Origin of the sequence: Kribbella sp. VKM Ac-2566 (assembly GCF_004366005.1) — a bacterium.
Taxonomy (GTDB): domain Bacteria; phylum Actinomycetota; class Actinomycetes; order Propionibacteriales; family Kribbellaceae; genus Kribbella; species Kribbella pratensis.
In genome coordinates, this window is record NZ_SODT01000008.1 from 1,638,475 (window position 1) to 1,664,500 (window position 26,026).

Annotated in this window: 28 protein-coding genes; 5 read left to right on the forward strand and 23 right to left on the reverse strand. The window is 68.3% G+C overall.

The features are described 5' to 3' along the window. Positions 1-80: 80 nt before the first annotated feature. On the reverse strand, positions 81-962 hold the full coding sequence (locus tag EV647_RS10790) for a helix-turn-helix transcriptional regulator (protein ID WP_134001487.1): 882 nt from the start codon (positions 960-962) through the stop codon (positions 81-83). Positions 963-1,063: 101 nt separating this feature from the next. On the opposite strand from EV647_RS10790, the gene EV647_RS10795 reads away from it, so the two are divergent. Beyond that, on the forward strand, positions 1,064-1,486 hold the full coding sequence (locus EV647_RS10795) for an MFS transporter (protein ID WP_134001489.1): 423 nt from the start codon (positions 1,064-1,066) through the stop codon (positions 1,484-1,486). A 103-nt stretch (positions 1,487-1,589) separates the two neighbouring features. Further along, positions 1,590-1,997, forward strand: a complete 408-nt coding sequence (locus EV647_RS10800) for a hypothetical protein (RefSeq protein ID WP_134001491.1) — start codon at positions 1,590-1,592, stop codon at positions 1,995-1,997. Between the two features lie 38 nt (positions 1,998-2,035). Here EV647_RS10800 and EV647_RS10805 read toward each other — a convergent pair whose 3' ends face one another. From EV647_RS10805 to EV647_RS10815, 3 genes are read right to left on the reverse strand one after another with little or no spacing between them, the layout of a single operon-like run. Further along, positions 2,036-2,785, reverse strand: a complete 750-nt coding sequence (locus EV647_RS10805; protein WP_134001493.1) for a pentapeptide repeat-containing protein — start codon at positions 2,783-2,785, stop codon at positions 2,036-2,038. Next, on the reverse strand, positions 2,769-3,890 hold the full coding sequence (gene prfB / locus EV647_RS10810; RefSeq protein WP_134001495.1) for a peptide chain release factor 2: 1,122 nt from the start codon (positions 3,888-3,890) through the stop codon (positions 2,769-2,771). The genes EV647_RS10805 and prfB overlap by 17 nt, the downstream gene beginning before the upstream one ends. A gap of 16 nt (positions 3,891-3,906) precedes the next feature. Beyond that, positions 3,907-4,518, reverse strand: coding sequence for a TetR/AcrR family transcriptional regulator (locus tag EV647_RS10815; RefSeq protein WP_134001497.1), 612 nt, complete (start codon positions 4,516-4,518; stop codon positions 3,907-3,909). Between the two features lie 70 nt (positions 4,519-4,588). On the opposite strand from EV647_RS10815, the gene EV647_RS10820 reads away from it, so the two are divergent. Continuing rightward, complete coding sequence (locus EV647_RS10820) at positions 4,589-5,389, forward strand: NAD(P)H-binding protein (protein ID WP_134001499.1); 801 nt, start codon at positions 4,589-4,591, stop codon at positions 5,387-5,389. 421 nt (positions 5,390-5,810) lie between these two features. Here the strand turns inward: EV647_RS10820 and EV647_RS10825 are convergent, their stop codons facing one another. The 8 genes from EV647_RS10825 to EV647_RS10860 form a co-directional block, all read right to left on the reverse strand. Next, positions 5,811-6,209: a pilus assembly protein TadG-related protein gene (locus EV647_RS10825; protein ID WP_130382204.1), complete on the reverse strand. Its 399-nt coding sequence runs from the start codon at positions 6,207-6,209 to the stop codon at positions 5,811-5,813. 29 nt (positions 6,210-6,238) lie between these two features. After that, the gene (locus EV647_RS10830; protein ID WP_134001501.1) at positions 6,239-6,688 is read right to left on the reverse strand and encodes a TadE/TadG family type IV pilus assembly protein; all 450 of its coding nucleotides are present in this window, start codon (positions 6,686-6,688) and stop codon (positions 6,239-6,241) included. Beyond that, on the reverse strand, positions 6,685-7,068 hold the full coding sequence (locus tag EV647_RS10835) for a TadE/TadG family type IV pilus assembly protein (RefSeq protein ID WP_134001502.1): 384 nt from the start codon (positions 7,066-7,068) through the stop codon (positions 6,685-6,687). Before EV647_RS10835 ends, EV647_RS10830 begins: the two co-directional genes overlap by 4 nt. Continuing rightward, complete coding sequence (locus EV647_RS10840) at positions 7,068-7,265, reverse strand: hypothetical protein (RefSeq protein ID WP_134001504.1); 198 nt, start codon at positions 7,263-7,265, stop codon at positions 7,068-7,070. The genes EV647_RS10835 and EV647_RS10840 overlap by 1 nt, the downstream gene beginning before the upstream one ends. 14 nt (positions 7,266-7,279) lie before the next feature. Next, on the reverse strand, positions 7,280-8,218 hold the full coding sequence (locus EV647_RS10845; RefSeq protein ID WP_134001506.1) for a type II secretion system F family protein: 939 nt from the start codon (positions 8,216-8,218) through the stop codon (positions 7,280-7,282). Next, positions 8,215-9,075 (reverse strand): type II secretion system F family protein, encoded by an 861-nt coding sequence (locus tag EV647_RS10850; RefSeq protein WP_134001508.1) that lies wholly within the window; start codon positions 9,073-9,075, stop codon positions 8,215-8,217. The genes EV647_RS10845 and EV647_RS10850 overlap by 4 nt, the downstream gene beginning before the upstream one ends. Beyond that, positions 9,075-10,355 carry a CpaF family protein gene (locus EV647_RS10855; RefSeq protein WP_134001510.1) on the reverse strand — a complete coding sequence of 427 codons (1,281 nt, stop codon included), beginning with the start codon at positions 10,353-10,355 and terminating at the stop codon, positions 9,075-9,077. The genes EV647_RS10850 and EV647_RS10855 overlap by 1 nt, the downstream gene beginning before the upstream one ends. A 196-nt stretch (positions 10,356-10,551) precedes the next feature. Continuing rightward, a complete protein-coding gene (locus EV647_RS10860; protein ID WP_134001512.1) occupies positions 10,552-11,295 on the reverse strand; it encodes a GntR family transcriptional regulator in 744 nt (247 codons plus the stop codon). Positions 11,296-11,518: 223 nt separating this feature from the next. Here EV647_RS10860 and EV647_RS10865 point away from each other — a divergent pair, with 223 nt between their 5' ends. Further along, a complete protein-coding gene (locus tag EV647_RS10865; RefSeq protein WP_134001514.1) occupies positions 11,519-12,520 on the forward strand; it encodes a Gfo/Idh/MocA family protein in 1,002 nt (333 codons plus the stop codon). On the opposite strand, the gene EV647_RS10870 is transcribed toward EV647_RS10865, so the two are convergent. Continuing rightward, complete coding sequence (locus tag EV647_RS10870) at positions 12,475-13,218, reverse strand: hypothetical protein (RefSeq protein ID WP_134001516.1); 744 nt, start codon at positions 13,216-13,218, stop codon at positions 12,475-12,477. The two genes, EV647_RS10865 and EV647_RS10870, sit on opposite strands and share 46 nt — an antisense overlap. A 76-nt stretch (positions 13,219-13,294) precedes the next feature. Between EV647_RS10870 and EV647_RS10875 the strand changes: the two genes are divergently transcribed. Continuing rightward, positions 13,295-14,176: a LysR family transcriptional regulator gene (locus EV647_RS10875; RefSeq protein ID WP_134001518.1), complete on the forward strand. Its 882-nt coding sequence runs from the start codon at positions 13,295-13,297 to the stop codon at positions 14,174-14,176. On the opposite strand, the gene EV647_RS10880 is transcribed toward EV647_RS10875, so the two are convergent. From EV647_RS10880 to EV647_RS10925, 10 genes are all read right to left on the reverse strand, one after another. Next, positions 14,162-15,310, reverse strand: a complete 1,149-nt coding sequence (locus EV647_RS10880; RefSeq protein WP_134001520.1) for a hypothetical protein — start codon at positions 15,308-15,310, stop codon at positions 14,162-14,164. The two genes, EV647_RS10875 and EV647_RS10880, sit on opposite strands and share 15 nt — an antisense overlap. 450 nt (positions 15,311-15,760) lie before the next feature. Beyond that, on the reverse strand, positions 15,761-17,263 hold the full coding sequence (locus EV647_RS10885) for a CoA-acylating methylmalonate-semialdehyde dehydrogenase (protein ID WP_134001522.1): 1,503 nt from the start codon (positions 17,261-17,263) through the stop codon (positions 15,761-15,763). Between the two features lie 33 nt (positions 17,264-17,296). After that, complete coding sequence (locus tag EV647_RS10890) at positions 17,297-18,370, reverse strand: Gfo/Idh/MocA family protein (protein ID WP_134001524.1); 1,074 nt, start codon at positions 18,368-18,370, stop codon at positions 17,297-17,299. After that, positions 18,367-19,227 carry an ATP-binding cassette domain-containing protein gene (locus EV647_RS10895; protein ID WP_134001526.1) on the reverse strand — a complete coding sequence of 287 codons (861 nt, stop codon included), beginning with the start codon at positions 19,225-19,227 and terminating at the stop codon, positions 18,367-18,369. The genes EV647_RS10890 and EV647_RS10895 overlap by 4 nt, the downstream gene beginning before the upstream one ends. Next, positions 19,224-20,270 carry an ABC transporter permease gene (locus tag EV647_RS10900; RefSeq protein ID WP_134001528.1) on the reverse strand — a complete coding sequence of 349 codons (1,047 nt, stop codon included), beginning with the start codon at positions 20,268-20,270 and terminating at the stop codon, positions 19,224-19,226. Before EV647_RS10900 ends, EV647_RS10895 begins: the two co-directional genes overlap by 4 nt. Positions 20,271-20,279: 9 nt before the next feature. Further along, positions 20,280-21,275, reverse strand: coding sequence for a sugar ABC transporter substrate-binding protein (locus EV647_RS10905; RefSeq protein WP_134001530.1), 996 nt, complete (start codon positions 21,273-21,275; stop codon positions 20,280-20,282). 79 nt (positions 21,276-21,354) lie between these two features. Then, on the reverse strand, positions 21,355-22,248 hold the full coding sequence (locus tag EV647_RS10910; protein ID WP_134001532.1) for a TIM barrel protein: 894 nt from the start codon (positions 22,246-22,248) through the stop codon (positions 21,355-21,357). Next, on the reverse strand, positions 22,248-24,161 hold the full coding sequence (iolD, locus tag EV647_RS10915; RefSeq protein ID WP_134001534.1) for a 3D-(3,5/4)-trihydroxycyclohexane-1,2-dione acylhydrolase (decyclizing): 1,914 nt from the start codon (positions 24,159-24,161) through the stop codon (positions 22,248-22,250). Before iolD ends, EV647_RS10910 begins: the two co-directional genes overlap by 1 nt. Then, positions 24,158-25,057 (reverse strand): 5-deoxy-glucuronate isomerase, encoded by a 900-nt coding sequence (gene iolB / locus EV647_RS10920; protein WP_134001535.1) that lies wholly within the window; start codon positions 25,055-25,057, stop codon positions 24,158-24,160. Before iolB ends, iolD begins: the two co-directional genes overlap by 4 nt. A gap of 36 nt (positions 25,058-25,093) precedes the next feature. Then, positions 25,094-25,972: a deoxyribose-phosphate aldolase gene (locus EV647_RS10925; RefSeq protein WP_134001537.1), complete on the reverse strand. Its 879-nt coding sequence runs from the start codon at positions 25,970-25,972 to the stop codon at positions 25,094-25,096. Positions 25,973-26,026: the final 54 nt, after the last annotated feature.

Below are 26,026 nucleotides of genomic sequence, written 5' to 3' on the forward strand. Positions count from 1 at the left end.
CCCTGCCCGGGCGGCCGGGGCCAGGTCCGGCTGGCCCGCCCCGTCAGCCGGGCCGACAGGTACGCCGCCTGGCCAGCGCTTCAGCGGGGCCGGCCGGCGGGGTGCTTGGCCGGGGCGGCGACGATCTGGCGGAGTTTGCCCTCGGTCTCGTCGTCGAGCGCGGTGTACACGGTCGCCCGGGTCGGCCCGAGTTGCGACAGCCACAGGTTGACCGGCTCGATCCGGAGGATGCCGTACCCGTCGATCTCCAGCATCTTCGTCCGCGTGCTCGGCGCCGCCACGTCGTACCGCTCCCAGAGCTCCGCGAAGTACGGCGAGCTGTTGAGCAGACCTTGGATCAGGTCCTGCCAGAGCGCTTCGCCGACGTGCTCCGCGGACGCTGCGCGGAACGCCGCGACCATGTGGTGCTTGGTCATCTCCGCATCGACGAAGCTGCACATCCAGTCGTCGGAGACGAAATTCAGCCAGAGCAGGTTCCGCTCCTCGACCGGCACTTCGTCGAGGTCGAGGACCACTTTGCAGTACGCGTCGTTGAACGCGAGGATGTCGTACCGCGTGTTCAGCACCAGCGCCGGGTACGGCGAGACCGCGTCGAGCGTCTTCTGGACCGACGAGGGCAGCGCCGTGCACACGCCCGGCGACGGGCCGAGCCGGAGCCCGGCCAGCCGGTACAGGTGGTTGCGCTCCTGCCGGTCGAACCGCAGCGCCGTCGCGATCGCGTCCAGGACCTGGGCGGACACGTTGATGTCGCGGCCTTGCTCGAGCCACGTGTACCAGGTGACGCCGACTCCCGCCAGCAGCGCGACCTCCTCGCGCCGCAGTCCCGGCGTACGGCGGCGGCCGCCCGGGGCGAACCCGACCTCGTCGGGCCGGATGCGCTCCCGCCGGCTGCGCAGGAACACCCCGAGCTCCCGCCGCTGCGCCGTGGCGGTTCTGTCGGTGGCTGCCGGGACAGTGGTCATGGTTCCATCATGGACACAGGCGCAACCGGGTGCCAGGTGCTGTGAGTAATAGGATAACCAGGCTCTCACCACCAGGCTCTGAGCGCGCGCAGGCTGGAGCCATGACAGACCAGCTCCAGGCTGCCACCACTCCGGTCACCTCCCGGCCGCAGGCCGCTGCGGTGCCGCTGAAGCCGGTGGCGCTCACGACTCTCATCTTCGGCGCGTTCCTGCCGATGCTCTCCTTCTTCGTCATCAACGTCGCCCTGCCCGCGATCGGCTCCGACCTGCGCGCGACTTCCGGCGAGCTCCAGCTCGTCGTCGGCAGCTACGGGATCGCCGTGGCGACCCTGCTGGTGGTTGGCGGTCGCCTCGGTGACACGTTCGGCCGCAAACGACTCTTCCTGATCGGCCTGATCGGCTTCACCGTCATGTCGCTCATCTGCGCCATCGCCCCGACCATCGGCGTACTGCTCGTCGCACGGGTTGCAATCTCGCTACTCATGACCCCGGTGACCCACCAGCTGCGGTCGGGGAAGCAGTAAGCGACTGGTCCGCTCGACGGTTCCAGAATTGGACCTTACCGGCGGACCAGCTCGCACCTAACGTCGTCGGCAGACACTGTCGCCGAGGATCAGCGAGGTACTGATGAAGCTCAACGATCGCCTGCAGGACTTGGACACACTCGTTGGCGAGTGGGACATGGAGGCCTCGATCGACGGCCGGTCGATGGGTCGATCGACCGCGACCTTCAGCTGGCACGACAGTCGCGGCTTTCTGCTGATGCAGGTCGACCCACCCGCCGAGATCGCCCCCGAATGGCAGCAGAATTCGCCGCTTCCCATCTCCGCCGCGATCGGCCTCGACGACCACAGCGCGGGCTTCGCGATGCTGTACACCAGATGCGCGGGGCGTCTGCCGGATCTATCGGATGACCTTCGAGGCCGGGCGATGGGAGATGCAGGGGCAAGCCGGGCCTGGATTCCACCAGCGCTTCGAAGCCACCGTCGACAGCGCCGGCGGCCGGATCAACGGACGATGGCTCGACTCCGCTGACGGAGAGGTCTGGAAGACAGACTTCGACGTTGCCTACATCAGGACCAATGCGGAGGTGGGGTAAGTGCGGACGGGACCCGGGTGGTCTGGTCGCCTCGGGCGGCGTTGATCTGGGACTGGGTGAGGAACAGGGCACCGGTCAGGTCAGCGCCGCTCAGGTCAGCGTCGCGGAGGTCGGCGCCGATCAGGTCTGCTTGGCGGAGGTCGGCGCCGCGCAGGTCGGCTCCGATCAGGTAGGCGCCGCGGAGGTTGGCTTTCGCGAGGTCGGCGCCGCGGAGGCGGGCCCCGATGAGGTCCGCGCCACGACGCTCCTTCTTCTTGCTCTGCTTGCCGCGTAGGCGTTGGCTGGTCTTGAGAAGCAGTTCGTTGACCGCTGCGCGCTCGGCGTTCACGTCGACGGTGGTGAGATCCGGCGTACGACTCACGTCTTCGATGCGGGCGATCGCCGCCCGCGCCGCCTCGTCGTACTCGAGGACCTCGGTGAGATACCAGAGCAGCTCGTGCAACTGGCGGAGGATCGGCAGCGCCGCGAACATCTCAGCGGCCGACTGCCCTCGTCCGGTGATCTCCTGCCCGGCACCGAAGCAGTCGTACACCGTGCACCCCTGGAAACCCTTGGTGCGCAGGTCTTTGTGGATGGAGCAACGGAAGTCGTCGCGGAGATTCGGGCACGGCTCACCCGCCGGCTTGTCCAGAGCGAAGTCCGCCGACTTGGTAAAGGTCAGCGCGACGCAGCAGAGGCCGACGCAATTACTGCAGTCAGCCCGCAGATCAGTTCTGTTCGGCAACCGTGTGGCCGGTGCGGCGCCAGCGGATGCCGGCCTCGATGAAGTCGTCGATCTCACCGTCGAAGACGCCGGAGGTGTTGCCCGACTCGTACTGCGTCCGCAGGTCCTTCACCATCTGGTACGGGTGCAGCACGTAGGACCGCATCTGGTCGCCCCACGAGCCCTGCACGTCCCCGCGCAGCGCGTCGATCTGGGCCCGCTCCTCGGCCTTCTTCAGCGCGAGCAGCTTGGCCTTCAAGATGACCATCGCGCTGGCCTTGTTCTGCAGCTGCGACTTCTCGTTCTGGCAGGAGACCACGGTGCCGGTCGGGAGGTGCGTGATCCGGACCGCGGAGTCGGTGGTGTTGACGCTCTGACCACCCGGACCGGACGACCGGTACACGTCGATCCGCAGCTCTTCTTCCGGTACGTCGATCTCGTCGGTCTGCTCGAGCACCGGGACCACCTCGACCGCGGCGAACGAGGTCTGCCGGCGGCCCTGGTTGTCGAACGGCGAGATCCGCACCAGCCGGTGCGTGCCCGACTCCACACTCAACGTGCCATAGGCGTACGGCGCCTTGACCCCGAACGTGGTCGACTTGAGCCCGGCCTCTTCGGCGTAGGACGTGTCGTAGACCTCGGTCGGATAGCCGTGCCGCTCGGCCCAGCGCAGGTACATCCGCTGCAGCATCTCGGCGAAGTCCGCGGCGTCCACACCGCCCGCGCCGGAGCGGATCGTCACCAGCGCCTCGCGCTCGTCGTACTCACCGGACAGCAGCGTGCGGACCTCGAGGGACTGGATCGCCTTGGCGACCGAGCCCATCTCCTTCTCGGCCTCGACCAGGCTGTCCGCGTCGTTCTCCTCGCGGCCCAGCTCGACCAGCGCGCCGATATCGTCGAGCCGGCCGCGCAGGTTGGTCACCCGCTCGACGTCGGACTGCAGGCTGGACAGCCGCGATGTCACCTTCTGCGCGTTCGCCTGGTCGTCCCAGAGATCGGGCGCAGCGACCTGCTCGCCGAGCTCGTCGATCTCCTTGCGCAACGCAGGAAGGTCGAGCACTTTCTCGATCGAGGTCATCGTCGCGTCGAGCTGCTTCAGCTCCGCGTCAAAATCCAGTCCAGCCACAACTAAGCAGCTTAGCTCAGGCGAGCCCACGACGAAGAACGGCGAAGACCTGGGCGATCGCGTTCTCCAGCGCCGCCTGTGCCTTCTCGAGCTCGTCGGGTGACGGATCGTCGGGCAGCGTGCGCATCAACTGTTCCTCGAGGACCTTCTGTGCGGCGGCGTACAGGGCCGCGATCAGCCGGTTGCGCAGGTGGTCCGGCGACCGCTCGTCGAGGGCCTGCGTGAGCGATGTCTCCAGCTCGTCGGCGGCCAGCCGGCGGCGGGCGAGCAGCGCGGGGCTGCCCTCGATCGTGCGGACGAACTGCTTCCAGGTGGCCAGATGACCGACCTCGAGCCGATCACGCGTCCCCGCCAGGTACTGCGCCTCCAGCACGTCCACCGGATCCGCCTCCGGCGGCGCCTCACGGACGGCCCGCGCAGGCCCCGTCCACCACCCCGGCTCGTCGAAGAACAGATCCTCCTTGGCCGGGAAGTGGTTGAACACCGTCTGTACGGCGACATCCGCGGCCCGCGCCACCTCGGCGACGGTGACCGCGTCGAAGCCGCGCTCGAGGAACAGCGTGGTGGCCACATCCGAGATGGCCTGCCGCGTCTGCTGCTTCTTGCGTTCCCGCCGCCCGAGCTCCATTGCACCGACCCTAGCGGATCTGCTTTACTGATTCCATTGTTGTAGTCACTCTAATTTTGGAGCACCACCAATGACTGTTCTCGTCACCGGAGGTCGCGGCGCGATCGCCCGCGCCGTCACCGCCGGCCTGATCGCGGCCGGACAGGACGTCCGCGTCGCCAGCCGCGAACCCTCCGCCCTCCCGTCGGCCGTCGCCTACGACCCGGCCGACCCGTCCTCCGCGCTCCGCGACATCAGCCAGGTCTTCCTGTACTCCTCCCCGTCGACAGCGCCCGCTTTCGTTGCCGCGGCCGAAGCAGCCGGCGTGAAGCAGGTCGTCCTGCTCTCGTCGTTGTCGTCGCTGGGCGGTCCCGAGGATCCCCACGCGAAGACCGAGCACGTGATCGCCGACGCGTCGTACGCGACCACCCGGCTGCAGCCCGGCGCGTTCATGAGCAACGCGAGGTACTGGGCTCACCAGGTCCGGGCGACCGGTCAGATCCGGCTGCCCTACCTGGAGGCCGAGGAAGCGCCGATCCACGAGCAGGACATCGCCGACGCAGCGGTGCGGGTCCTGCTCGACGGGCCGGGCAACGGGCACGACGGTCGCGGGTACCCGATGACCGGGCCGGAGTCGATGACGCGCCGGCACCAGATCGGGCTCGTCACCGAGGTCACCGGCGTACCGATCGAGGCCGTCGACCTCACCCCCGACGAGGCTCGCGCCGAGATGGGGATGCGCGACGAAGGCCAGCGCGAAACCCTGCTCGCCTACTGGGCGTCCCGCGTCGGGACGCCGGCCACCATCGAGCCCGGCGTCGAACTCCTCACCGGCCACACCGGCCGAACCTTCACCACCTGGCTCACCGACAACCCCGGCCTCTTCACCTGACCTTGGCAGGAGGGTTTTCCGGTTGTTGTGATGCAGGTGTAGGCGGGTTGGGCTGATCCGGCGACCTCTCGACCCCCGCGCCCACCCCAACCAGGCCTCACACCCGAGGTTGCCCCCTCAACTGCAGGGTTGCCTGTCGAAAATCCGAGGGGGCATCCCACCACTTCAAGGGGCAACCCGGCCTGTTGGGAAACAAATGTGCACATGCCGACGATTTCTTTCCCATCACCGAGGTTGACGGCCGGCCCACGCCACTAACTGAACGGCATTGGGGTTCTCCCCTCGCGTACAGGGTTCTCCCCTCGCCTATCAGTAGAGAACCCCCCACGCGAAGGGCCAACCAGTCGTCTGCCGCCGGCGATAGCTCACCAGCGAGGCGGCGGGGCGCCAGAAACCTCCACTGACGTACGGAAACTTCCAGTCAGCGGATCGGGACGATGGCGGCGGCCTCGGAGGCGACGTCGGCCGTGCCTGGGAAGCCGGGCGGCTGGAACGGGAGGTCGGCGGTGGAGGTGAGCCGCACCGTCACCGTCGTACCCTCGACGTCCACGGACCAGTCGAGGTTGTCGAACCTGTTGCCTGCGGCAACGTCGTCGAGGTAGTCCGCGGTCAAACGGCGCGCCTGGTCGGGGTCGATCGCCGCGTTGCCGCCCGCACCGGGCTGGGCGTAGACGGCGGCGAGGCCGTTCGCGGCCGCGAGGACGGCGCCGTCCGCAGTGGCATCGAGGTCACGGCGGACCAGGAACGCCTTCGAGATATCGGTGACCACGACAACCATCAACAGGATCACCACGGTGAACCCGACGATCAGCACGGTCATCTGCCCCTCTTCACCCTGCCTGCCCCGCGTCATCGGGTGCCCTTGGCCTGGCGGTAGTCTCCGAACGCTTCGGTGTGCGAGGAGCTGATCCGGATCGCGGGCGGCTCCCCGCCGAGCGCATCCGGGATCAGCGGCAGCCGGACCTTCGTCTCCAGGGTGACCGTGACGGTCGAGCCCGGCTGCAGGCAGGCCGGACTACAACTGATCGTGAGCTCGTCCGAGCTGAGCTCCATCCCCTGGTCCTTCATCGCCAACTCCGCGGCGTCGAACGCCCGCGCCCGCGCCTCGTCCTCGGACACCCCGTCCGGCACGATCACGAACGCCCGTCCGGCCGCCCGGGTCGCCGCGGTCGCGCCGTACGACGCTCGCTGTACGTCGAACACGCCGAGCATCATGTACACCAGCGGAACCATCAGCAGGATCGCCAGCCAGGAGAACTCCACGACGGCGCTCCCGCGTTCGTCCCGGCGGCGCCTCACTCGCCCGTCTCCTTCACGGCATGTCCCTCGACGGTGAACGAGAGGCCCGGTCCCCACAGCCCGAGCGGCGGCATGTGCGCGTGTACGGACACCTCGACGCCGGGCTGCCCGTCGATGTCGGTCTCCTCCGCGGACACCGAGTCGATCAGCCCGTCCGTCACCACGCCGCTGACCAACTCCCGGGTGCGTGCCGCACCGTCGGCCGGCGCCCGGTTGAGCACGGCCGCGTAGTGCGCACCTTCGGAGGCCGCGGCGGTCACCGTGTTGCGCACGTACAGGAACAGGCCGACCTGGAGGATGCCGAGGAACAACGGCACCAGGATCGTCGAGACCAGCACGAAGTCGACGACCGCCGATCCCCGCTCGCCGCGCGCACGCATCACTTGTTGGACACGGAGTCCAAGGCGCTCTGCAGCATCTCGGCGAGTTGCTTGCCGGCCAGTTTCCAGATCGCGACGACCAGGCCGGCCGTCATCACGGTGATCAGCACCCAGCCGGGTACGTCGCCGCGCTCGGTCCGCGCCGGACGTGGCTTCAGCAGCAACGTCAGGAACAGCCTCGTCAGGTACAGGGACATGACCTCTCCTCAGTTCATCCGGCGATCAGCCGGATTCCGACAGCGCCCGGGTAGAAGGCGAACGCGATGGTCACCGGAAGGACCAGGAAGACCACCGGGACCATCATCGCGACCTCGCGCCGGGCGCCCGACTCGATCAGTTCGCGGCGCCCGGCTTCCCGGATGTCACCGGCCTGCGCCCGCAGTACGTCGGCCAGCGGGGTGCCGCGCTCGAGCGCCACCGCCAGCCCGTCCGCGAAGCGCGAGAGCGCCAGCAACCCGGTGCGATCCGCCAGCGCGTCGAGCGCGCGGACCAATGTTTCTCCCGCCCTGGTCTCCGACAGGACGCGTTTCAGCTCGTTGGCCAGCTCACCCCGGGACGACCGCGCGACGCGGTCGAGGGCAGCGGCCGGACCTTCACCGGCCGCGACCGACAAGGCGAGCAGCTCGGCCACGGTCGGCAACTCGGCCAGCAGGCGCCGCTCACGCCGCCGTACCTGTGAAGTCAGGTAGGTGTCGCGACCGAGGATCGCGGTGATCCCGAGCACCAGGCAGAACACCAGCAGCGCCACCGGGTCCCCGAGGCCGACCATGGCGGCGACGACCGAGATCACCAGCCCGGCACCGAAGGCGATCGCTCCCCAGAGCAACTGCTCGATCCGGAACTCCTCGACCGTCCGGTCCAGCCCGGCCCGCTGCAGGCGCCGACGAATCGTGTTCGCGCCGCCGAGGATCCGCTCCAGCCGTTGCGCCGCGGACCGCAGCGACGGACCGAACAACCGCAGGATCGCGTAGAACGGCGACCGCGAGTCGATCACGCCGACGAAGACGTCGGGCGCACCGAGGTCCCGCAGGTACGGCGAGATCCGCTCGTCCACTGTGGGTTTACGCAGGAACGGCAATCGCAGTACGACGATCAGCAGCCCGGCGCCGAGCACCGCGCCGAGGAAGCCGCCGAGCAGCATCGGGCTCATCGCAGCACCCGCTCGGGCTCGGGCAGCCGGCCGATCCGCAGCATCACCCGGTACGCGATCACACAGATCACGGCGCCCACGGCGATGATCAGCGCACCGACCGGCGAGTTGTACCGCTGGATGACGTCGCCCTGGAAGGACAGCAACAGCAGCACCAGCCACGGCGCCGCGACCGCGACCCGTGCGCCGTTGACCGACCACGACTGCCGGGACTCGAGCTCGGACCGGGTCCGTGCGTCGTCGCGCAGGAACGACGACAGCGACCGCAGCAACCGGCCGAGGTCGCCACCACCGACCTCGCGCGCGATCCGCAGCGCTTCGACGACACGGTCCCCGACCGGGTCGGCCAGCCGCGCCTTCAAGCGGTCCAGCGACTCGGCGAACCGGCCGGTGGAGGCGTAGTCCGCACCGAACCGCCGGAACGGCTCGCGCAACGGCATCGGCCCGCGCTCGCCTACCTGAGCCAGCGCCTCCGACAACGACAGCCCTGCACGGACCGCCGACGCGATGTTGTCGACCACGTCCGGCCACAGCTCGCGGAACTCGGTCAGCCGCTTCCGGGCCCGCGACCGCACCAGCGCGATCGGCACCCAGCCGGCCATCAGCCCGAACACGACACCGACCGGCAACGTCTTGGACACCGCGAACATCAGCAGGAACGCGACCAGCGCGATGATCACGCAGGCGCCGATGAACGCACCCGGCGTCAACCCTTCGATCCCTGCGCTCGCGAGCAGGTCCCGGCTCTTGCCGCGCAGCCGCCCGTCCGAGCCGGGCACGGACTCGAGCGGCGCCACGAACGCCGCGATGATCAGCAGCAGGCCGACACCGAAGAACAGCCCGATCACGAGCCCCATCAGCTCGCCGCCCCGCGTGGCAACTCGGTGAGCAGCCCGGCCACGTTGTATCCGGCCTGCTGGAACCGCTCCGGATGCGGCAACTGCCCCTCGGCACGCCGCAGGTATCCGTCGTACGTGCTGAACAGGGTCTCGGTCTCGATCGCCTGCTCCTCCAGCCGCCCGGTGACGGCAACGATCTCGCGCACCCGCCGGCACCCGTCAGCAGCGATACCGAGGTGTACGACGAGATCGACGCAGCCGGCCACCGTCGGCAGCACGAACCGGGAGCCGATGTTCTCGCCGGCCAGCAGCGGCAGCGTGCACATCTTGGTCAGCGCCTCACGCGCCGAGTTCGCATGGATCGTGCACATCCCGGGAAGGCCGCTGTTCAGAGCGAGCAGCAGGTCGAGGCATTCCTCGCCGCGCACCTCGCCGACGATCACCCGGGACGGCCGCATCCGCAGCGACTCCTTCACCAGGTCGCGCAGCCGCACCTCACCGGTGCCTTCGAGCCCGGCCTGCCGGGTCTGCATCGACACCCAGTCGGGAATCGGCAGCTTGATCTCGAAGACCTCCTCGCAGCTGATCACCCGCTCGCTGCCGGGGATCGAACCGGCCAATGCGTTCAGCATCGTGGTCTTGCCGGCCTGCGTGCCGCCGGAGACCAGCACATTGAGGCCGACGGCAACCGACGCCTCCAGCACCGCGGCCGCGTGCGGTGTCAGCGAACCGAGCTGGACCAGGTCGGTCAGCCGGGTCGCGCGGACGGTGAACTTGCGGATGTTGATCGCCGCATACCGCTGGGTGATGCCGCCGAGGACGATGTGGACGCGGCTTCCGTCCGGCAGCCGGGCGTCGGTGAACGGCTGCGAGACGTCGATGCGGCGGCCGGTGGTCTTCAGCATCCGCTCGACGAGGTCGCTGACCTCTTCCTCGGTCAGCACGGTCGTGGTCAGCTCGTGCCGGCCTTCGCGGGCGATGAACACCCGGCTGGGCTCGTTGATCCAGATCTCCTCGACCGACGGGTCGTCCAGGTAGCGCTGCAGCGGCCCGAAGCCGGCGACCCGGTCGTGGACCTCGCGGCTGACCGCCTCCAGGTCGCCGATCGGCGGCACCACGCCGCTCAGACTGCGCTCGTCGTACTCCCGGACGACGGTGGCGACGATCGAGTTCACCGCGCCCGGGTCGCGGAGCGGGTCGATGCCTTCGCGGCGCACGACGTCGCGCACCTGGGCGTCGATCAGCTCGATGGCGCCGTTCCAGCTCGAGCGGTGCGCGTCGAGCCTGTCCGCAGTCATCGATCTCCCCGTGTGAGTCCCGTCCGGCGACCACGCTCGGTCACCATGCGGGGACCATCCTTTCAACTCCTGCGCGCCCGGCGCCACCTGTGTCTGCTGCCCTGTGGACAACCGTGACACGCCGTTGGCTCACTCACCGTATCGATCGGGTCACGGCCAGGTCCAGAAAATTGCAGCTTGTTGCAATTCCAGAGTGTTAGCGGTGGACGAGCGTGTGCTCGAAGGAGTAGCGGCTCGCGCGGTACAGGTGGGAGCCGTACTCGACCGGCTGGCCGTGGTCGTCGTACGTGATCCGCGTGGTCGCCAGCAGCGGAGAGCCCGGCTCCTCCGACAGGAGCTTCGCCTGCTCGGGTGTTGCCGGTACGGCGGAGATGGTCTGGTGCGCCACCTTCAACCGAACCCCCTCAGCTCGCAGCAGCTGGTAGAGACCACGCTCGGCCAGTGTGGCCGGGTCGGTCTCCAGGATCTCCGGCGGCAGCCAGTTGCGCATCAGAGCGAGCGGTTCGCCGTCTGCCCGCCGCAGTCGCTCCAGCCGCAGTACCCGATCGCCCAGCTCGCATTGCAGTGCAGTGGCAACCTCTGCGGTCGCAGGTGAGATTCCGAAGCGCAGTACGTCGGTTTCGGGCTTACGGTGCGCTGAGGTGAGGTCGTCGTACAGGCTGGTCAGTTCGAGCGAACGGCGTACCTGTCCGGAATTGCCGACCACCTGGGTGCCGACACCGCGTTTGCGGACCAGGAGGCCCTGGTCGACCAGACGGGCGATCGCCTGGCGGACGGTCGGCCGGCTCAGTCCATAGGCCTCGGCCAGGTCCACCTCGTTGCTCAGCCGGGACCCGACAGGCAACTCGCCGCCCTGGATGGCCGCCTCCAGCTGCTGCGCCAGCTGCACGTGCAACGGCGTACGGCTGTTCCGATCGACCTGGACCTGGACGGTACTCATGGGCTCATCCTGAAGGGTGGACCGGAATCCGTCGAGCCGGTACCCGAATTTGATCAGACCCGCCCGCCGTAGCGGCGGACGCTGAACAAGGGCCTGACGCCAGGTGAACTTTGCGATCCTGGCGGTCCGGATCGCGGGCACCGGGTTTGGAGCCGTGGTGTGCTGGGGCAGGATGACGGCTTCGCCCACGCCGCCCCGGATCGCTGTCAGCAAGGGAGAACGCATGGAACCGCTTCGCATCGGCATCCTCGGTGCCGCTCGGATCGCCGGCCGGGCCATCGTCGAGCCCGCCAAGCTGACCGGCGCGCGGCTGGTCGCGGTCGCCGCGCGCGACATCGGCCGGGCCGAAGCGTTCGCCGCCGAGCACGGCGTCGAACGGGTCCACGCGTCGTACCAGCAACTGCTGGACGATCCCGAGATCGAAGCGATCTACAACCCGTTGGCGAACGGTCTGCACGGGCCGTGGAACCTGCGGGCCCTTGCCGCAGGCAAGCACGTGCTGACCGAGAAGCCGTCGACCAGCAACGCCACCGAGGCTCTGGAGGTCCGGGACGCCGTCCACTCATCCGGTCTGGTGTTCATGGAGGCGTTCCACTACGCGTACCACCCGGTGATGCGACGGCTGCAGGAGCTCGTCGCCAAGGGCGAGCTGGGCGACCTGCAGACGGTCGAGGCGACCATGGTGATGCCCCCGCCGCCGGAGGACGACCCGCGCTGGTCCCTGCCACTCGCCGGGGGTGCCGTGATGGACGTCGGCTGCTACGCGCTGCACGCACAGCGGATGTTCGCGCCGTACGCCGGTGGCGCGCCGAAGCTCATCAGTGCACGCGCCGGTGAGCGAAAGCGGCTGCCGGGCGTGGACGAATGGCTCAACGCCGACCTGGAGTTCCCGAACGGTGCGACCGGTGTGGTGCGGACCAGCATGGCGGCCGAGAACGTCGAGTTCAGTCTCAAGGTCGTCGGCAGCCGTGGTGAGGCGTTCGCCCCGTTCTACGTGCTTCCGCAGAACGACGACCGGGTGATCGTGACGACCAAGGAAGACACGTGGGTCGAGCACCTCGGCACACGGACGTCGTACACGTACCAGTTGGAGGCCTTCGCCGGGGCGATCCGCAACGGCGCTCCGCTCCTCACCGACGCCGACGACGCGCTGGCCACGATGGAGCTCATCGACGCCTGCTACGTCGCCGCGGGTATGGCCCTCCGACCGGTCTCCGCGATCTGATCGCTGCGGCCGGCGACCGCGTGTGCGAACGCCTGGATGAACGGGTGTGGGCGTCTGCCGTCGCCGGCCAGCTCCGGCTGGAACAGGCTGGCCAGGTAGAACGGGTGACCCGGCAGCTCGGCGATGCGCGGTTCACCTGCGTCGTCGTACCCGCTGAAGACCATGCCGTGCTCACGCAGTAGGTCGAGTTTGCTGCTGTCCAGGCCGTAGGAGCAGTGGTACCTCTCCATAGAGCGCTCTACACCGAGCAGCTCGGCAGCACGGGTTCCTGGCCGCACCTGCACTCCGCCCTCGTGTCCGTCGAGCGAACACTGCAACGGCACGATCAGGAGCTCGTCAGCGTCCGGCGTACTCTCGCCATGCTGTACGCCGGTTGCGCCGCAGACGTTGCGCGCGAACTCGAGCATCGCGTGCTGGAACCCGCCACACGTACCCAGGAACGGGATTTCCTGCTCGCGGGCGATCCGGACCGCGGTCACTGCACCGGCCTCGCTCCGGTACGGGCTGCCGGGCAGCAGCCAGATCCCGTCGAAGCCTTCGAGCGCATCGTCCACGTCATCGCTCGGGACCCAGTAGACGTCGAGGTCCAGGTGATCGCGTTCCTCGAGTTCCTCGAGCAGACCGGGGATGCGGGCGTGCGAACGAACATGCGGTGAGCGGTCCCCGACCAGGGCGAGGCGTCCGGAGTAGGCGTTCATGGGTCCATCCTCGGGTCGCGGCGAGCATCAGCGCCAACGATGATCTCTGCATGGTCGATCAGAGATACTGATGCATGTGGATCCTCATCTGCTGCGGACCTTCGTCACCGTCGCCGAGTGCGGATCGTTCTCCACGGCGGCCTCGCGACTCGGCTACACCCAGTCCGCGGTGTCCCAGCACATCGCCACCCTGGAGAGCGACCTCGGTACGCCGTTGCTCCGCCGACGGCCCGTCGTACCGACACCAGCGGGCGAGCGCCTGCTCGAACACGCCGGTCCGATCCTGCTCCGGCTGGACGCGGCCCGCGCCGACGTACGCCGTACTGTCGCGGATCCGCCCAGCACCCTCACGCTCGCCGCGTCTCCCCTGGCGGCCCGGTCACTCGCGACGGTGTTGGCCGAGGTACGACGTGCTTATCCCGGCACCGAGACGTCGCTGACCGTCTGCGGGCGCGATGAGGTCGTCGCGGGTATCGCCGCCGGCAGCTTCACGCTCGGTCTCGTGGACGGCATCGCCACTCCCACCGATCCTCTCAACCTGACCAACGCCGTACAGCTCCGCACCACTTCGGTGGCCCACGACACCCTGGTCGTAGCCCTGCCCACTACCCACCCACTGGCCCGCCATGGTCGTGGCCTCTCGCTTGGCGATCTCGCGGACGCGCGGTGGATCGACGCCCCCGACCTCGCCGCCCCACTGGCGACGTTGCGCGCCGCGGCCGGCTCCGACGCGCTACGCCCGGCCTTCACCTACAACGGCACCGACCTCTACACGCTCCTCACCCTGATCGGGGCCGGCCACGGCCTAGCGGTCCTCCCCCGCTCAGCAGTCACACCGGACCTCGCGGCCGTCCCACTCGCCACGCCACGCCTGGTGCATCGAACCGAGCTCCTGCACGGCCATCTCTCCGACCCCGCAGCAGAAGCCGTGGCCACCGTCCTCTCAGACCACGAGTAGTTGCTCCAGGCCACCACGCGTCATCATCCGATCAAGCACCCCGACAGCTTCCCGCTCGGCAAAGACCGCATGGTCGGCATCCTCCGGGTCGATCGCCTCACAGATCGCGTTGTACGTCCAGTTGAGCCAGCCGGTGATCGCGACCGCGAACGACTCCAGCCCCAGCTTCGGCCACTCCCGCACCTCGCCGTACCCGTCCCGGAACGCCAACAGGCCACGCTGGTTGACTTCCGGCCGCATCAGCCAGTGCGTCAGCACTGAGCCGAGCTCTAGCTCGGGGCTGAGCGATCCGGCGAAGTCCCACTCCATCACCGTGAGCTCTCCGTCGCGTCCCTGGCGAACACTCTCCGGGTTCAGGTTGCGGTTGCAGAGCATCAGTTCATCGGGCGCGTCGAGCTCGATCGCCAGCAACTCGCGGATCGACGGCAGGCGTGCGTCGAGTTGCTCGGCCCATGGTTTGCGGGCCGCACGCGCACGACCGAGCAGGTGCTGCCAGTCGTCCTCTGAGCGGCGGAACGCCAGGTAGCCGTGGATGGGCTCGTCGCTCGGGATGGCCAACGCGTGCAACGTCCCGAACAGAGCACCCGCTCGACGAGCCATCGCCGTCGACACCGGCAGCACTGGCGCCGTTCCGACCTCGAGCCACTCGTGCACGCGCCAGTTCTCGCCACGCACCTTCTCGATCAGGCGTCCGTTCGGACTGATCGCCGCGGCCGGCGCGGCTACTCCCGCCGCGACAGCAGCCTCACGGAGCCGGGCGCCGAGCTGGGCTTGCTCGTTCGTTATCCAGTCGTAGACGGTGACGGCCAGCCACCGCCCGCGGTCGGTGGTGAGGTCCCAGCAGCGCCCCATCGCAGTGAACAACACGGGTTTCGCCGGCCCGGTCAACGTCCCCAGGTCGAACGCTTCGGCAAGCTCCTCGGCCAGGCCGGCAGGAGCCGTGGGCGCGTCCGCGACCCGGCGCTCGACCTCGGCTTTCAACGCCGGCCAGTCGCGTACGCCGTACTCCGCGGCCAGCGCGCGTTGCGCTTCCGCGAGCGAGGCGTCCGGCTTGGACTCCCGCAGTACCGCGAGGAGATCCTTCGCTTCCTTGCGCAGGTACTCGATGCTGGGCCGATCAGGCAGCAGTCTCACAATGCGTCCTCTCGCACCCGGACTCGCACGGGTCTCAAGAGAGCGTCATCGACCGCACTCAGCTTCGGAAATCGAGGTGGCTTCCAGCCTTCCGGCGAGTCTCGGCGCGCCCTCGAACGCACCAGCGAGGCTACCCAGCTCCGACCCCGCCGGTCAACGGTGACGGTGACCTACGTCGGCCCGCCCGGGACCGCAGTCCCCGGGGAACTGCGGTCCGGACGCTACTTCTGCCCGTGCTTGGTGGACGGGATGGTCGAACTGTCGCTCGGGTTGGGTTTCGGCCGTTTGGGTTGCTTGGGCTTGCGGACTTCACGTCCGCCTTTGTTCTTGGACATGACGCACACTCCGGGGCTTCACGATCGCGAGCTGAGGACGGGCCGACGGCCCTGCTACGCCGCGGTACTCCTCATGCCCCGGGGGTCACCTTCGACGCTACACCCAATGCGCCGATCAGTCGTGGGTCGGGAAGCCCAGGTTGATCCCGCCGTGGGACGGGTCCAGCCAGCGCGACGTGACCACCTTGCCGCGGGTGAAGAAGTGCACCCCTTCGGTCCCGTGGGCGTGAGTGTCGCCGAACAGCGAGTTCTTCCAGCCGCCGAACGAGTAGTACGCCATCGGCACCGGGATCGGGACGTTGATCCCGACCATCCCGACCTCCACCTCGTTCTGGAACCGGCGCGCCGCTCCGCCGTCGTTGGTGAAGATCGCCGTCCCGTTCCCGTACGGGTTCGAGTTCACCAGCTCGAGCGCTTCGTCGTACGACGGCGTACGCAGCACCGAGAGCACCGGGCCGAAGATCTCGTCGGTGTAGATCGACATCTCGGGCGTCACCTTGTCGAACAGCGTCGGGCCTAGCCAGAAGCCGTCGGCCGCCCCGTCGAAGTCACCCGCGCGCCCGTCGACCACCAACTCCGCGCCGGCCTCGACCCCGGCCGCGACGTACCCGGCGACCTTGTCCCGGTGCTCGCCGGTCACCAAGGGGCCCATGTCGCAACCGCGCGTGCCGTCGCCGGTCTTCAGCTTGCCCATCCGCTCCGTGATCTTGCCGATCAGCTCGTCCGCGATCGGCTCGACCGCGACCAGGGCGGAGATCGCCATGCAGCGCTCACCCGCCGACCCGAACCCGGCGTTCACGGCGGCGTCGGCCGCGAGGTCCAGGTCCGCGTCCGGCAGCACGATCATGTGGTTCTTCGCGCCGCCGAGGGCCTGCACACGCTTGCCGTTGCGGGTGCCGTTCTCGTAGACGTACTTCGCGATCGGCGTCGACCCGACGAACGACACCGACTTGACGTCCGGGTGCTCGAGCAGCCGGTCGACCGCCTCCTTGTCACCGTGCACGACGTTCACGACGCCGTCCGGCATTCCGGCCTCCTTCCACAGCTCGGCCATCGCGTTCGCCGCGGACGGGTCCTTCTCGGACGGTTTGATCACCACACTGTTGCCACAGGCAACCGCGATCGGAACGAACCACATCGGCACCATGGCCGGGAAGTTGAACGGCGAGATCACCGCGCTGACGCCGAGCGGCTGCCGGATCGAGTACACGTCGACCTTGGTCGATACGCCCTCGCTGTACCCGCCCTTGAGCAGATGCGGGATCCCGCAGGCGAACTCGATCACCTCGAGGCCGCGGGTCACCTCGCCGATCGCGTCGGACAGCACCTTGCCGTGCTCGGCGGTGATCAGCTGCGCGATCCGCTCCTTGTCGCGGTTCACCAGCTCGCGGTAGGCGAACAGGACCTGGGCGCGCTTCGTCAGCGACGTCTGCCCCCAGGCCTTCGACGCCTCGTGAGCGACCTTGACGACCTCGTCGACCGTGGCCGCCGACGCCAGATCCAGCTCGCCCGTGACCTGGCCGGTCGCGGGGTTGTAGACCTTGCTGGTCCGCTCCGCCACGCCGGTCCACGAGCTGCCGCCGACGAGGTGGGTGATGCGCTTGCTGTCAGTACTCACGATGTTTCCTCACTGCCGGGGGTATTTCCTGCTTCATCCGAGGACCTCGCCGCGGTCGGCCAAGGCAACGTCGACGGGCTTGCCGGTGCCCAACGACTCCAGCCCGGCCTCGCAGACGGCCGCCGCGGCGTAGCCGTCCCAGGCGCTCGGGCCGTCGATCTCACCGCGCACGGTGGCGTCGACCCAGCGTTGCACCTCAATGTCGTACGCCTGCTCGAACCGGACCCGGAAGTCGGCCGGCATCGTGCCGCCCCACTGCCGGCCGGCGCGGGTGAAGACGCCGGACCCGAGACCGATCGTCGCGCTGCCGCGCTCGGCCACCGCCTCACACCTGACCTCGTACCCGACCTGGAAGTTCACGAACACCTCCACGTCGGCCAGCGCGCCGTTCGCCAGCTCGAACACGGCCAGCTGCGGATCGAGTACGCCGTCCCCGACGAGACTCGTCGGCGTCGGGGTGTGCACAGTGATCCGGGTGATCTCCTCGCCGAACAGCCACCGCGCGACGTCGACCTCGTGCACCATGGAGTCCCGGACGATCATCTCGCTCCGGAACGTCGGCGAGGCCGACTTGTTCCGGTGCACGTTGTGCAGCAGCAGCGTCCGCCCGAGGTCGCCGGAGTCGAGCAGTTGCTTCAAAGCGGCGTACTCCGGGTCGAATCGCCGCATGAACCCGACCTGGATCAGCTGTCGTCCGAGCTTGTGTTCGGCCTCGACCACGCGCAACGCCGACGCCGCGTCCATCGTCAACGGCTTCTCGCACAGCACGGGCTTCCCGTGCTCCAGACAGGCGAACAACTGGTCCGCATGCGCGAATCCCGGCGACGCCAGGATCACCGCGTCGACGTCGTCGGCCGCGATCAGCTCCATCGGATCCTCGACCACGCGAACAGTCTCCGCGTACGCCGTACCGCCCGAGTGTCTCGCCGTACTGGCAGACCCGGCTGTCGACCTTTCCGAGAGCCTGCCGGCGAGCGCCTCGGCCCGGCCCGTATCCGCATCGGAGACCGCGGCCAGGCGTGCACCCGCCGTCTTCCGCACAATGCGTTCGGCGTGGTCGGCGCCCATCACTCCGACGCCGACGATCCCGACCCGCAGCTCGGTCATGTCCCCTCCTGCCCCTTCCGCACATCATCCACGACCACCTCGGGGTTGATCTCCCGCAGCTCGTGGCTCAGCGCTTCCAGCTCGGAACCGCCGGCCATCTCGGTCGTCAGCTCCTCCAGCGTGATCTCCGCCCGGTGCGTGTCGAGCGCCACTCGGCCGAGCTTCAGCACGACGAAGTGGTTGCCGACCAGGTACGCGTGGTGCGGGTTGTGGGTGATGAAGATGACGCCGATCCCGGCGTCGCGCGCCTTCACGACGTACTTCAGCACCACCCCCGACTGGTTGACGCCAAGCGCCGCGGTCGGCTCGTCGAGGATGAGGACCTTGGCGCCGAAGTGAATCGCGCGGGCGATCGCCACACACTGCCGCTGACCGCCCGACAGCTTGCCGACCGGCTGCTCGAGATCGGGGATCGAGATCCCCATCTTGGTCAGCTCCTCCTGCGCGATCCGCTTCATCTTCGCCGCGTCCAGCTGCCGGAACGGCCCCTTGGTGAGCTCGTTGCCGAGGAAAAAGTTCCGCCAGACCGACATCAGCGGCGCCAGCGCCAGGTCCTGGTAGACGGTCGCGATCCCGCTGTCGAGCGACTCGCGCGGCGAGCCGAAGTGCCGCTCCTCGCCGTTCACCGACATCCGGCCGGACGTGTAGTCGTGCAGCCCGGCGATGATCTTGATCAGCGTCGACTTGCCCGCGCCGTTGTCACCGAGCACGCAGGTGATCTCGCCCTGCCGCACCGACAGCGACACCCCGCGCAGCGCCTGGATGTTGCCGTAGCTCTTGCCGACGTCCTCGAGCAGCACGATCGGTGTGTTCGGACTGGTCGTCGCGTCGTCCGCGAACGACTTCGTGGTGGTCATCGTGCCTCCGCCCTGTTCTTGACGACGAGATTGACGATGGTGGCCAGCAGCAACATCGCACCCAGGAACGCCTTGAACCAGTCCGGGTTCCAGCCGGCGTACACGACACCGAGCTGGACCATTCCGAAGATCAGCGCGCCGACCGCGCCGCCCACGACGGACCCGTAGCCACCGGTGAGCAGGCATCCGCCGACGACCGCAGCGATGATGTAGAGGAACTCCTTGCCGACGCCTTCACCGGACTGCACGACACCGTTGGAGTTGAACAACAGCTGCATGCCGGTGAACCAGGCAAAGAATCCGACCACCATGAACAGCCCGATCTTGACCTTCTTGACCGGTACGCCGACGGCCCGCGCGGCTGCGGCGTCGCCGCCGACCGCGAAGATCCAGTTGCCGATCTGGGTCTTCAGCAGCACCCAGGCGGCGATCGCGACGAACACGATCCACCAGACGACGATGATCTTGATCGTCACGCCGCCGATCTTGAACTCCGACGCGAAGATCGACTTCGCCGCGCCGAACCCGTCCATGTCGCTGATCGAGTTCGACGCGACGGCGCCGGAGGCGAGCCGGGTGACCGCGATGTTCAGGCCCTGCAGGATGAAGAACGTACCCAGCGTCACCAGGAAGCTGGGCAGGCCCGTCCGCATCAGCAGCCAGCCGTTGAACGCGCCGATCGCCAGCGAGAACGCCAGGGCGACGACCATGCCGACCCAGACGTTCACGCTGAACTGGTAGGCGAACAGGCCCGCGGTCAGGCCGGAGGTCGTCACCGCGACGCCGGCCGAGAGGTCGAACTCGCCGCCGATCATCAGCAGCGACACCGGCACCGCCATCACACCGATCAGAGCAGCCTGGTACAGGATCGTGCCGGTGTTGTTGATGTCGCGGAACGGCGGCGCTGCGATCAGGAAGAACACCAGGATCACGGCCGCGCCGACCAGCGACCCGATCTCCGGCCGGCTGAGCAGCCGGGCGCCGAGGGACCGGGCGGAGACGCGGTCGTCCGCCGAGGCGGGTGAGGTGATGGTCGATGCCATGGCGCTACCTCAGCGCGTCCCGGCTTCGGCGTACTTCTGGACCGCCGCGATGTTCGACTTGTCGATGAACGCCGGCCCGGTCAGCGTGGCCTCGCCGCCGCCGATCGTGTCGCCGTTGGTCTTGTAGAGCCAGATCGCGTCGATCGCGAGGTACCCCTGCAGGTACGGCTGCTGGTCGACGGCGAACTGCACGGTGCCGTCCGCGACCGCCTTGGCCATCTCCTTGCTCATGTCGAAGCTGCCGATCTTCGCCGACGACCCGGCGTCCTTGGCCGCCTGGACCGCGGTCAGCGCGATCCCCGCGTTGAGCGCGACCACGTAATCGGCGCTCTTGTCCGCCTGCAGCTTCGAGGTCAGGGTCGCCTGCGTGCCCGGCTGGTCGGTGCCGTTCACGTTGACGTTCTCGGTGCTTGGCAGCTTGTCCTTGATGCCCTGGCAGCGGGCCTCCAGGCTGACGTTGCCCTGCTCGTGGATGACGCAGATGACCTTTTTCGCGCCGAGCTGCTTGAGCTTGTCACCGGTCGCCTGGCCGGCGATCCGCTCGTCCTGACCGAAGTACCCGAGCGCGCCGGTGGTCTTCCACTGGTCCAGCCCGCCGTTGAGGATCGTCACCGGGATACCGGCCGCGATCGCCTTCTTGACGTTCGGGATCACCGCGTCCGGCTTGTTCAGCGTGACGGCGATGCCGTCGACCTTGGAGTCGATCGCGGTCTGCACGAGGTTCGCCTGGGCGGCGCCGTCCGGGTCGGCGGAGTACTGCAGCTCGATGTTGTCCTTCTTCGCGGCCGCCTCGGCCCCGCGCCGCACGATGTCCCAGAAGGTGTCGCCGGGACCCGAGTGGGTGATCATGGCGACCTTCATCCGCGGCGTGTCCGCGACGTTGCCGCCGCTGTTGCCGGAGCTCTCCTCCTTCTGCTTGCCGCCGGAGGAGCTGCACGCGGCCAGAGCCGCGGCGAGCGCGACAGCCGCGACCGCGGCCCCCGCCTTCTTCTGCCACCGAACCATGACTTGCTACCAGCCTTTCAGGTGTTCCGCGGCTCCGCGGACTTGCGTGGGACCCGAGAGTGTCACACTCCCGTGGCCGTCATCTCGATGAAGCACCCCCAGACGCAGTGAGATACGCCAACGTCCGCGCCGCGATCGGCAGCGGTACGTCGGGCGCACACGGGTACATGTCCTGCTCGACGATCGCGAACACGTCGGCGTCGAGCGCGGCCAGCGCATCGAGGACCGGCGGCAGCTCGGGTACGCCGTTGGGCGGCTCGCACATCACGCCCCGCCGTACCGCCTCGTCCATGCTCAGGCCCTCGGCCTCGACCTCCGCGAGGATCTTCGGATCGACCTGCTTCAGGTGGACGTAGCCGATCCGGTCCGGGTACTTCCGGATCAGCTCGAGGTTGTCGCCGCCGCAGTAGCTGATGTGGCCGGTGTCGAGGCACAGGTTCACGAAGTCGCTGTCGGTCTCCTCGAGGAAGCGCTCGACGGTGTCCTGCGTGTCGACATGTCCGTCCGCGTGCGGGTGGTACTGCGTCAGCAGCCCGAACTCCTCCGCCAGCCGCCGACCCAGCTCGGTCACCGCCTGCCCGTGTCTGGCCTGCCCCTCGTGGTCCAGCCGCTCCTCGACGATCTCACCGTTGTCACCGCGCCACATCGACGGCATCACGACCAGGTGCTTCGCGCCCATCGCGGCCGTCAACTCGGCCGTTTTGGCGACGTCGCGCCACGTCGCCTCCCACCCGTCGGGGCGATGCAGCTGCTCGAACGTCGTACCGGCGGTCATCGTCAGGCCGCGCTGGTCGAGCTCGTCCTTCAACCTGATCGGGTCGGTGGGAAGGTACCCGTACGGACCGAGCTCGATCCGCGTGTAACCGGCCGCGACCACCTCGTCGAGGAACCGCGTCCACGGCGTCTGCCGCGGGTCGTCGGCGAACCAGACTCCCCACGAGTCAGGCGCCGTACCGATGGCGATTCTGCCCATCAGCGATCTCCTTCGACCGGAGCCAGGTACGGACGCTGGGCCTTCTTGCTCTCCTCGTACGTCGCGGCCGCGGCCTGTGTGGACTGCAGCTCCGACACCTCGCTGACCGGAACGTCCCACCAGGAGTCGCTGTCCGGACCGCCGACCAACGGGTCGGTCGTGACCTGGATCGCGATCGGTCCGGTGGCTGCCTTCGCGGTCTGGATCGCCTTCTCCAGCTCGGGCCGGCTGTGCACGTCGATCACGTCGACACCGAAGCTGCGCACGTTCGCCGCGAGGTCGACCGGCAGGTAGTCGCCGTCGAGCCGGCCGTCGCCGGTGCGCTTGCGGTACGCCGTCCCGAACCGCTGGGAACCGAGCGACTCCGAGAGCGCGCCGATCGACGCGAAGCCGTGGTTCTGCACCAGGACCACGATGATCTTGATGTTCTCCTGGACCGCGGTGGCCAGCTCGCTGGACATCATCAGGTACGACCCGTCGCCGACCATGACGAACACGTCGCGATCCGGCGCGCCGAGCCGCACACCGAGCCCGCCGGCGATCTCGTATCCCATGCAGGAGAAGCCATATTCGACGTGGTATCCCTTCGGATCGCGCGGCCGCCACAGTTTGTGGAGGTCACCCGGCATCGAGCCGGCCGCGCAGACAACCACATCAGACGCCGCCGACAATTCGTTGACGGCGCCGATCACCTCGCCCTGGGTGAGCAGTCCTTCGGCCAGTTTCGCGGTCACCTCAGCGGAGGGCCGGAAAACTGCGTCTACAGTTCCGTTCCAGTTCCTTGTGAGTTCCTGTGCCTCGGCTGTGTACTGGTCGTCCACGGACCACTCGCCGAGCGCGGATCCCAACGAAACAAGGGCTTCCCGCGCATCGGCCACCACCGGGAGGCCGGCATGCTTACCACTGTCGAATCGCGCCACGTTGATGTTCAGGAACCGGACCCGCGGATTCTGGAAGGCTGTCCGCGACGCCGTCGTGAAGTCGCTGTAGCGGGTGCCGATCCCGATCACCAGGTCCGCGTCACGAGCCAGCGCGTTGGCTGCGGTGGTCCCGGTCGACCCCACCGCGCCGACCGCCTGCGGGTGATCGTAGGCCAGAGAGCCCTTACCTGCTTGGGTTTCCGACACCGGGATGCCGGTACGTTCGGCAAACTCGCGCAGCGCTTCCTCTGCTCCCGAATAGTGCACACCGCCGCCGGCGACGATCAGCGGTCGCTGCGCGGACCGTAGGAGATCTGCCGCCTTGTCGACAATTGATGCCTCCGGCAAGGGGCGTGCGACGTACCAGGTGCGTTCGACGAAGAGCTCTTCCGGCCAGTCGTACGCCTCGGCCTGGACGTCCTGCGGCAAGGCCAGCGTCACCGCGCCGGTTTCGACCGGATCGGTCAGCACCCGCATCGCGTTCATCAGTGCCGAGGGCAACTGTTCGGGCCGCCAGATGCGGTCGAAGTACTTCGACACCGGGCGGAACGCGTCGTTGACCGACACGTCACCGGCGCCGAAGCTCTCCAGTTCCTGCAGCACGGGTGTCGCCACCCGGGTCGCGAACACATCCGAAGGGAGGATCAGCACCGGCAACCGGTTGATCGTCGCGAGGGCCGCACCGGTCACCATGTTGGTCGAGCCCGGGCCGATGCTTGCCGTGCAGGCATAGGTCTGGAGCCGGTCACGGGTCCGCGCGAAGGCGACGGCGGTGTGCACCATGGCCTGCTCGTTGCGGGCCAGGATGTACGGCAACGCCTTCGGGTCCTCGAGCTCGGACTGCAGCAACGCCTGGCCGACCCCGGCCACGTTGCCGTGGCCGAAGATGCCCAGTGACCCGGCGATCAACCGCTGCCGACGGCCGTCACGCTCCGAGTACTGGACGCTCAGGAATCGCACCAGGGCCTGCGCGACCGTGAGACGCACCGTCATGACTCATCTCCTGTTCGTCCGAAAGGTAGGCGCGGATCAAGATGCTGGGAGTTCCACAGGTCGCGGACCCAGGCGTGCTGCGGATCGTCGGTGATCAGCCACTGGCGCTCGGTGCCGGGTCCGGCCATCACATTGAGGTAGTACATGTCGTAGCCGGGCGGGGCCATCGCCGGGCCGTGCCAGCCGTGCGGGACGAGCACCACGTCACCGCTACGGACCTCCGCCAGAACGTCGATCGGACGTTCCTCGGTTCCGTAGACCCGTTGGTAGCCGATAGGATCGTTGCCCTTGACACCTTCCGGGACGTCGTCCGACAGCTGCAGCTCGAAGTAGTAGATCTCCTCGAGCTCGCTCTCCTTCCCCGGCTTGTGCTCGTCATGCTTGTGCGGTGGGTACGACGACCAGTTGCCGGCCGGTGTGATCACCTCGCAGGCGATGATCGAGTCCGCCTCGAGAACTCCCGGCGTACCGAAGTTGCGGACCTGGCGGGATGCGACACCGGCGCCCCGGAGCTCGGTCTCGACCTCGTCGGGGCCGATCCGCCGGAACGGATGGTCCGTCGCGGCCTTGGCGTGCGGGAACGCGATCCGCGCGCCACCTGCGCTGACCACCGCGAACGTCGAGTTCCGGGGCACGTACGCGAGATCCGTCGGGCCCGCGAACACATCCGCCCGTCCGCCGAGCGGGACCGCTTCGCCGTCGACGATCACCTCGGCCGACCCACTCAACGGAAGGACGATGTACTCACAGTCCCCGGTGTCGATCTCCACCGACTGCCCAGGAAGCAGGGTCCGAACCAGCAAGCCACTGTGATGCCACTCCGCCTCGCCCGGCCGCACCGCGAGCTCGAACCCATCGCTCGCGGCGGTCCCGGCCGGCCGAACCCATTCAGTCATTCCAACTGTCCTTCCTCAGAACCTCAGCGGTCCGGGTCATACGGTGTCGCCGTGGACGAGGGCGGCGGCGTGGTCGACAGCCGCTGCCACGTCGCCGTCCGGTGGGAAGAGCAGCGCCCGCCCGACCACGAGTCCGCGGACCGAGGGCAGCTCCAGCGCCTTGCCCCACGAGGCGTAGGTCGCCTGCGGCTCCGCGGTCGGATCGCCGCCGAGCAACAGCGTCGGCAGGGTCGTTGCCTCCATCACCCGATCGAGCTCGTCCACGACCGGCAGCTTGAGCCACGTGTACGCACTCGTCGCGCCGAGACCGGACGCGATCTGGATCGACTTGATGACCGAGTCGGGATCGAGCAGGTTCGCGACCCGCCCGTCCTCGCCGCGCGTCGACCAGAACGGCTCGACCATCGCCATCAGCTTGTGCTCGGCCAACCCGGTCACCGCCGCGGCGCTGCTCTCCAACGTCGCCACCGTCCCCGGATCGCCGAGGTCGATCCGCGTCAGCATCTTGCCGCCGTCGAGCCGCCGCGCGGCGATCTCGTCAGCAGTCCGGTACGCCGTGAACCGGTCGTCCAACTCGAACGCCGCGCCCTGCAAGCCGCCCCGGTTCATCGATCCGATGACGACCTTGCCTTCCAAGGCGCCGAGCAGCAGGAGGTCTTCCAGCACGTCCGGAGTGGCCAGTACTCCGTCCACACCTGGCCGCTGCAACGCGATCAGCAACCGGGCGATGAGATCAGCGCGGCTGCCCATCGCCATCCGATCGCCCCGCACCCCCAACGCACCACGCGCCGGATGGTCAGCAGCCACGATCAACAGCCGTCCGTCATCCCCCACCAACGCCCGAGTACGCCGCTGCAACCATCCCTCAGCCACCCGCTCCGGGTGCCGAACCCGAACCTCCGTCAACTCCCTCAACCGCTCAGCAACTCCCCGAACCAACCCCACCTGCTCGGCTCCCCGCTCCACTAC